The organism is Kitasatospora sp. NPDC093550 (genome assembly GCF_044764985.1).
In the GTDB taxonomy this organism is placed as follows: Bacteria; Actinomycetota; Actinomycetes; order Streptomycetales; family Streptomycetaceae; genus Kitasatospora.
Genome location: NZ_JBIWJF010000044.1, coordinates 44,599 through 51,007 on the forward strand (window position 1 = coordinate 44,599; position 6,409 = coordinate 51,007).

The 6,409-nt window shown below is 72.2% G+C and carries 8 protein-coding genes; 3 read left to right on the forward strand and 5 right to left on the reverse strand.

Annotation, left to right across the window (positions count from 1 at the left end; translation table 11 throughout):
• Window positions 1–120: 120 nt before the first annotated feature.
• From ACIRD3_RS37915 to ACIRD3_RS37935, 5 genes are all read right to left on the reverse strand, one after another.
• Complete coding sequence (locus tag ACIRD3_RS37915; RefSeq protein WP_402226005.1) at window positions 121–543, reverse strand: hypothetical protein; 423 nt, start codon at window positions 541–543, stop codon at window positions 121–123.
• Between the two features lie 70 nt (window positions 544–613).
• Window positions 614–2,548, reverse strand: coding sequence for a ParB N-terminal domain-containing protein (locus tag ACIRD3_RS37920; RefSeq protein ID WP_402226008.1), 1,935 nt, complete (start codon window positions 2,546–2,548; stop codon window positions 614–616).
• Window positions 2,549–2,645: 97 nt separating this feature from the next.
• Window positions 2,646–3,128 carry a DUF6197 family protein gene (locus ACIRD3_RS37925; protein WP_402226010.1) on the reverse strand — a complete coding sequence of 161 codons (483 nt, stop codon included), beginning with the start codon at window positions 3,126–3,128 and terminating at the stop codon, window positions 2,646–2,648.
• The gene (locus ACIRD3_RS37930) at window positions 3,125–3,361 is read right to left on the reverse strand and encodes a hypothetical protein (RefSeq protein ID WP_402226013.1); all 237 of its coding nucleotides are present in this window, start codon (window positions 3,359–3,361) and stop codon (window positions 3,125–3,127) included. Before ACIRD3_RS37930 ends, ACIRD3_RS37925 begins: the two co-directional genes overlap by 4 nt.
• Window positions 3,362–3,434: 73 nt before the next feature.
• A complete protein-coding gene (locus ACIRD3_RS37935; RefSeq protein WP_402226015.1) occupies window positions 3,435–4,169 on the reverse strand; it encodes a DUF2786 domain-containing protein in 735 nt (244 codons plus the stop codon).
• A gap of 535 nt (window positions 4,170–4,704) precedes the next feature.
• Between ACIRD3_RS37935 and ACIRD3_RS37940 the strand changes: the two genes are divergently transcribed.
• From ACIRD3_RS37940 to ACIRD3_RS37950, 3 genes are all read left to right on the forward strand, one after another.
• On the forward strand, window positions 4,705–5,142 hold the full coding sequence (locus ACIRD3_RS37940) for a hypothetical protein (RefSeq protein ID WP_402226018.1): 438 nt from the start codon (window positions 4,705–4,707) through the stop codon (window positions 5,140–5,142).
• Window positions 5,132–5,764: a hypothetical protein gene (locus ACIRD3_RS37945; RefSeq protein WP_402226020.1), complete on the forward strand. Its 633-nt coding sequence runs from the start codon at window positions 5,132–5,134 to the stop codon at window positions 5,762–5,764. The genes ACIRD3_RS37940 and ACIRD3_RS37945 overlap by 11 nt, the downstream gene beginning before the upstream one ends.
• Before the next feature lie 90 nt (window positions 5,765–5,854).
• Window positions 5,855–6,214, forward strand: coding sequence for a hypothetical protein (locus tag ACIRD3_RS37950; RefSeq protein ID WP_402226023.1), 360 nt, complete (start codon window positions 5,855–5,857; stop codon window positions 6,212–6,214).
• The last annotated feature ends 195 nt before the right edge of the window (window positions 6,215–6,409 follow it).

A 6,409-nucleotide genomic window follows, 5' to 3' on the forward strand; every position in this document is an offset into this window, starting at 1 on the left:
TGAGAGAAGTCGACCCCCGGCCGGGCGGGTTGCCCTCCGCGTGCGGCCGGGGTGGGGTCGAGGCCGGCTGACGGCCCGTGGGTCGGAGGGGGTGTTGCCCTCCCCCTCCGACACCATTAATTAAACCATGTTCTTTGGCGTGAGGCAAACGTCCCGGCCGGGGAAGTCGAGTGCGCCACGGTCGCGCAGGAAGGCGGCGAACAGGGCGGCGGTGTAGCTGTCGGCCGTGCCGTAGGTGCGGCGGGAGTCCAGGGCCCCGATGCGCTCGCCGTGGTGGCGGACGGGGAACGGCTGGCCGGGCTCGGGGATGGCGAGCGCGTACAGTCCGCGCGGGGTGTCCACGCGCAGGACGACGGCGGCGGCCTCGCGGTCGTAGGCGGCCGACCAGCGGGCGGACCCGATGCCGAACTCCGCGAGCCCGCCCGCGATGGCGCGGGCCTGCATCAGGTCGGCGGCAACGCCGGGGTTGGGGTCGGCGGGGGCGGCGGCGTATCCGCAGCAGTAGTCGTCGGTGTGGGTCTCGGTGAGGGCGGCACGGGGCACTGTGGGGCTCCTGGGAGGCTGCCGGGGGCGGGGCGGGTTCCCGCCCCCGGCGTCGGATCGATGGAGAGGATCAGGCGGCTTCGGTCTCGGCGGTCGGCTTCTCGGCTGCCGGGGCGTCCGGCTCGGCCTCCGGCTCCGCGCCCTCCGGTTCGGCGTCGGCCTGGTCGCCCTCGGCCTCGGCCGGGGCTTCCGCCTCGGGCTCACTCTCCGGGTTCTCCTCGGCCTGCTCCGGCTGGGCGTCGGGGGCGGCCTGCTCGTCGCCACCTTCGCTCTCGGCCGGTTCGGCCCCCGGCTCCTCGTCGCCCTGCTCCGCGTCCGGGTCAGCCTCCGGCTCGCCCCCGCCGAGCAGGGACGCGGTGGGCTCCTTCGCGGCCGGGTCGTACGGCTCGTCATTCGCCACAGCCCGCTCGATCGACCTCAGCGGGCAGCCGAGCGCCTCCAACACGCGGAACCACTTCGCCGTAGGCTTCCGGATGTCCGCGCAGCGCTGGCTGTCGGTCCGCCACGCCACGCGGGTCGCGTTCTTCTCGCGGACGGCGGCGATAACCGCGAACTGGAGCTGCGGGGCCTTCCTGGGGTCCTTGGCGACGTGGTCCGCGAAGCTGCTGCGCTCCTTGGCCTGCGTGGCGTTCAGGCCCAGGAACGCGGCCAGGATCTCGCTGGTGGGGCCCTTGTTCAGGTCGCTGGACAGATCCCAAGTGCCATTCAGAAGCGCCTCGTTGACGTGCTGGATCAGCGCGTTGATGGTGGCCTTCGGGAGGGTACGCGCCTTGACCAAGTCCGCGATCCACTTCCGGCGGACCTCCTCGGCGGCGTCCCAGTGGATGTTCCCGGCCTTGGTCGCGGCCAAGGCGGCGCGCCCGGCCTCCGCTTCGGCGGTGGCGGCCTTCGCGCCGGTCTGGGCGGCCTCGGGGGTGACGTGCTCGTACAGGACGGGTGAGACGCAGTACGGCTCGTACCGGTCCGCGCTGTCCGTGCTGAGCACCCAGACCTCGCCCTTGCAGGTGGCGTGTCCCTCCTCCGTGACGCCGGGGAGCCTGCGGACGGGGGCGGCCCGGTCGGACAGCTCCTCGGCCTCCCGGACCTTGTGCCCGGCGGCCTCCAGCTCCGCGCGGTGGGCGGCGGCCCGCTCGCGCTTCTCGCGCCGGGTCCGCGCCTTGGCGATGGCCCACTCCACATCACCGTCATCGGCCCACCGGCCGGTGGCGGCCTCGGTGATCGCGGCGAACTCGTCGGCGTCGTCGGAGAACTCCGCCAGGGCCGCCATGTGGTCGAACGTCCACTGGTAGCTGCCTCCCGTCTTGCTGACGGCGGCGGCCAGCTTCTCGCTGGACTGCACCCGGACGACCGCCTTCACGTCCTTCTGCCGCACGCCTGCGGCCTTGGCGATCCGGCCGACCTGCGCGCCCGCCTCGGCGGCGCTGAACATGGCCTGGTTCATCTCCGACGCGGTCAGCGGCTTGCGGTGCTGGGCGGTGGTCATCATGTCGAGGAACTGCCCGGCCTCGTCGCGGCCATCGTCGTCCCACTCGAACGGCACGTGGGTGAGGCCCGCGTCCTGCGCGCCGAAGTACCGGCGGTTGCCGTCGTTGACCTGGATGGCCCCGTTCTCAAGTCGCTGGATCTTGAGGGGGATTCGGCAGCCCTCGGTGCGGAGGGAGGCCACGAACGGGGCGTTGATGTCGAGTTCTTCGCGGGCGTTCTTCGGGTGCGGGGTGAGCGCGTCAATCCGGATGACCGGGCGGGGCGTGAACGGGAGGGTCTCCAGACCGGCGTCGACGGCGGCGGCGAGCCGCTGGAACCCGTCGATGATCTGGGGCACCTCGCCGTGGGTGGTGACGACGTAGAGGGGCTCCTGGACGCCGTTGGCCTTGACGTCGGCCAGGAGGTCGGCGGGGACCTCGACGGGGCGGCAGTTACCGGCGTAGGCGAGGAGCTCGACGGTGGGGATGGTCGGCCACGGGGCAGGGGTGGCCTGGACGCCGGCTTCGGTCTTGGTGGTCATCGTCGTACTGCTTTCTGGTGAGAGGTGCTGCCGGGCCGGTCGGCCCTGGCGGGGGTGTCGGTCGGGGGTGTTGCCCTCCCCCTTCCGACAGCATTAATTAAACCATGTTCTGGAGAGTGGGGCAACCGGGCACGGTGTGATCGGTGCCACTCCGATAGAGGGCTGCGGCGGAGCGGATCAGGGCGGCGGCCTCGGCGGTGGTCCGCCCGGGGGCGTCGTTCCAGCACCACAGCAGGGTGCGCCGGTAGCCGTCCTCCGTGAGCCCCAGCTTGCGCCACCGGACGGGCGACACGGGGCCGCCGTGGGCCTGGTTGCTGAGCGCCACCAGGGAGTCGAACAGGGAGCGCTGGAAGGCCTCCCGCGCCTCACCGCGCTGGGACCAGTGGGGCCGGGCGGCGCGCACGCCGCGCGCCCATGCGTGCAGCAGGTTGCACGGGGCCGTGTTGCCCATCCTGCCGGGCTGCCAGAGGTGGTCACCCTGGTACAAGCCGACGCGCTCGATGTGGTCAGCGGCGGCGGTGAGGATGCGGGCGGGGGTGGCGCGGCACTTCCGGGGCATGGCGCTCTCCTGGGTGGTCAAGATGCCTTTTTCTCAAGGGACTTGGCGGCTATGGCGCAGTCGGTGCAGTGGCAGGGGGTGCGCCACTGGTGCCCGGCCGGGCTGGCGCTGGCGAACGCGCGGGCGGCGGCTTCGCTGATCCGGCCCGTTCCGGGGACCTTGGGGGTCGCGGCGTTCCACGCCTGGGGGACGCTGTAGACCTGGAAGTAGTGACCACCGCTCTCGTCGGTCTTGTGGAACCTGATCCAGTCCATGAACACGCGGGACTCCTTGGCGCGCGAGGGTGGGCCGGGGCGGCGGGCCGCCGCCCCGGCTGGGGTGCGTTGATCAGGCGACCAGCGATCCGGCAGACGTGGCTCCGATGCGGCGGGTTCCGCCGATGTCGGCGCGGTTGCCTGCGGCGACCCCGTCGCCGTACCCAGTGCCGCTGAGAGAGCTGCGCCGCTTCACCGCCCTGGGGTGGGCCTTCCGGTACGCAGCCTCGACCGTTGCATCACGGTCGGCGAGCACGAGTTCGCCACTGCGGCCGGTGGCGGACGTCTCTCCGCTGGCTGCGGCTCGGGTGGACTCCTCGATGGCCGCCAGCCGCTCAGTGACGCGCACGATGAATCCCAGCTGCCAGGAGTTACGCCACGCCTTCGCACTGCGCGCGTAGTACGGCACGGCCTGCCGGTTGAGGCCGTTGAGCATCTGGAGCAGGAGCGAGGTGTACAGGATTTCCGCGCGCTGGACATCGGACTCGAAGCCGACCACGTTGACGCGACGTCCACCGTTGTCGGCCGGGCCCATGTGGATGGCCTTGCAGCCGACGGCCTCCGCAATGAGGCACATGAGGCGGACGCGCGACATCGACCAGGGGTTGGGGAGGTCGAAGTTCTTGGCCGTGATCGCGTCGCGCAAGGGCTGCCCGTCACTCAGGAGCGCCTCGTCCACGCCGTACTTGGCCATGAACTCGACGGCCTTCGCGGTCAGCGCCTCGGCCTCTTCCGGGTACTGGGTCGCTTCGGCCTTCGCAAGGAGGGCGCGGATCTGGGCGAGCTTCGGGTGCTCCTGCTGGGTCATTGCGTTCTCCTGGTGAGAGTGGGTGCCGGGGCCGGGCGGCCCTCGGTGGCCGGCTGGGGTGTTGCCCTCCCCTTCCGACATCACTAATTAAACCATGTTCTGGGGGTCGGGTCAAGCCACACAACCGCCCTGACCTGCCCTTTCCCCACGCGCCGACCAGCACCTGCCCGGCCGGGCCCGGCCACAACGGGCCCCGGGCGGGGTTCCCTCCTCGGTCGGACAGCTCCGCCGTTTCAGGGTTCCGGGTGGGGTGTCCAGGCTCGCGCAGCGACCGCGTAGCGGCTCGGCCTGGGCACCCTGCCCGGGTTCCTGGTACGCCCTCCGGGTGTCCGGCCGGGGAGGGAGCCCCGCCCCCACAACCCCAACCACCACCCACGCCGCACCCGACCACCCGGCCCCCACCCCCCTCCGAGAGAGGACCCGCCGGAGGCACAAAAACCCGGAAGTTCCTTCCTGGTTCCGGAATTTGAGGTGTCCGCGGACCCGTGCTTACGGTGCGCGCGACGAGCACGGATCTGGCTGGGATGGGAAACGGATGAGCACGATTTCGACGGCGCCGGTGAGCGCGGCGGAACTCAAGCGGCGGGTTCGCGCTCTTGAGGAGGTCCAGGCGCGAACGCGCGAGTTCGCTGCGGCGAACGCCCTGGCGACCCGAGAGGCCGCGGTGGAGGCGGCGAAGGCGAAGGATGGCGCCGAAGTCGCGGCGCGGGAGGCTGCTGCGGCCGTCCTGCGGCTGTTCAACAATGACGCTGAGCTGGTCGCGCAGTTGCTCGGCGTCACAGCGGAGGAGCTGGAACGCGAGGCGAAGCCTGTTACCGCCGCTCGCGCCAAGGAGGTGATCGAGGAGCTGCGCGCACGTGCGGAGCGCCCGCGTCCCATCCGCCGCGCCAGGAAGGCCGGCGCCGCTGCCGCAGCAGCCGCTGCTTCCTCTTCGGCCTCCGCGCCGGATGGCGGCCTGGCCGATGCCGGCTGAGAACGGCGGCCTCGGGCCCGGACTCTTCCCGCTCGCTGCGGTGAAGGAGTCCGGGCCTGCTCGCGTTGACGAGCAGCTCGCTCTCCTCGGCGATCCAACGCCGGTTCGGATAGCGGCGGTTGAGTGGGCTGCATGGCTGGCCGACGAGTCCGTTCAGGACCGGTATTGGGCCAAGGTCTACCGGGCGCCGTCCACGGGGTGCTGGTTCTTCACCGGCGGGATCTCAAGCACAGGGCACGCCACTTTCCGGGCTACTTCGCGGCCTGGCCGGACGCGGCGGGGCACCGTCCCCGGGCACCTGTACGGGTATCAGCTCGCACACGGCGTCATCCCCCGGCTGGCCTGGGGCACCGACCTGACTGTCTGCCACACCTGCGACAACCATTCCTGCCAGCAGCCGGCGCACCTGCGGCTGGGCACGGCGGCGGAGAACCGGGCAGAGTGGGTTGCCCGGCGGCGCGACCCGGGCAGTCCCCTCGCCGACCTCCGCGGCCCTGCCGGACGGTCTCGTGCGATCGGCGCCGCGATCCGCTCCGGGCTGGCCGCCGGCGAGTCCGAAGCGGAGATCGCTACGCGGGTCGAAGCGGTGATCGCGGAAGGTCGGCCGCTGAGCCTCTGGTGACCACCGCCTCCGCCCACCGCACGGGCCGGGCGATGTCGCCCCGGTGCGTTACGGTCGGCAGGACGGTGTTGAACGCGCAGAGGAGTCGCCGTGCCCGGAGCCCACCCCGACCACATCGGCCTCCCAGCACTCTATGGCGCCGAGGTCTCGGCCTTCCGCGGGCGGTGGGTGCTGAACATCATCGCTCCCGGGCCCGAAGTCGTGGCCGGGCCAGACGATCTTGGCCCGGCGGACAACTTCGTCGCCGCCAAGCCCGACGATCCCGGCCGCTTCCTGATCGACCTCGAAGGTGAGGAAGTGCCGGTGCTCCCCCGGGAGGCCGCAGTGCAGCGCCTGGAGACGCACGGCTTCCTGGTCGCGGACGAGGCACGCAACGACACCAAGACAGATCACGGCTGGACTCAGGTTGCCGCCGCGCTGTGGACTGCTCCGTGCCGCCCCGTCTCTTGATCTTGCTGGACACCCTGCGGGCCGGCTGAGCCGGGCCCGCACATCATCGTCACCGTTACGGACAGTGCCGTGGGGGGGGGGCGGGGGGGGGGGGGCCCCCCCGCCGGGGGGGGGGGGGCCCCGCGCCGGCCCCCCGGCGCCCCCCCCCCCCCCCGCCCCCGCCGCCGGCCCCGCCCCCCCACCCCGGGGGGGGGT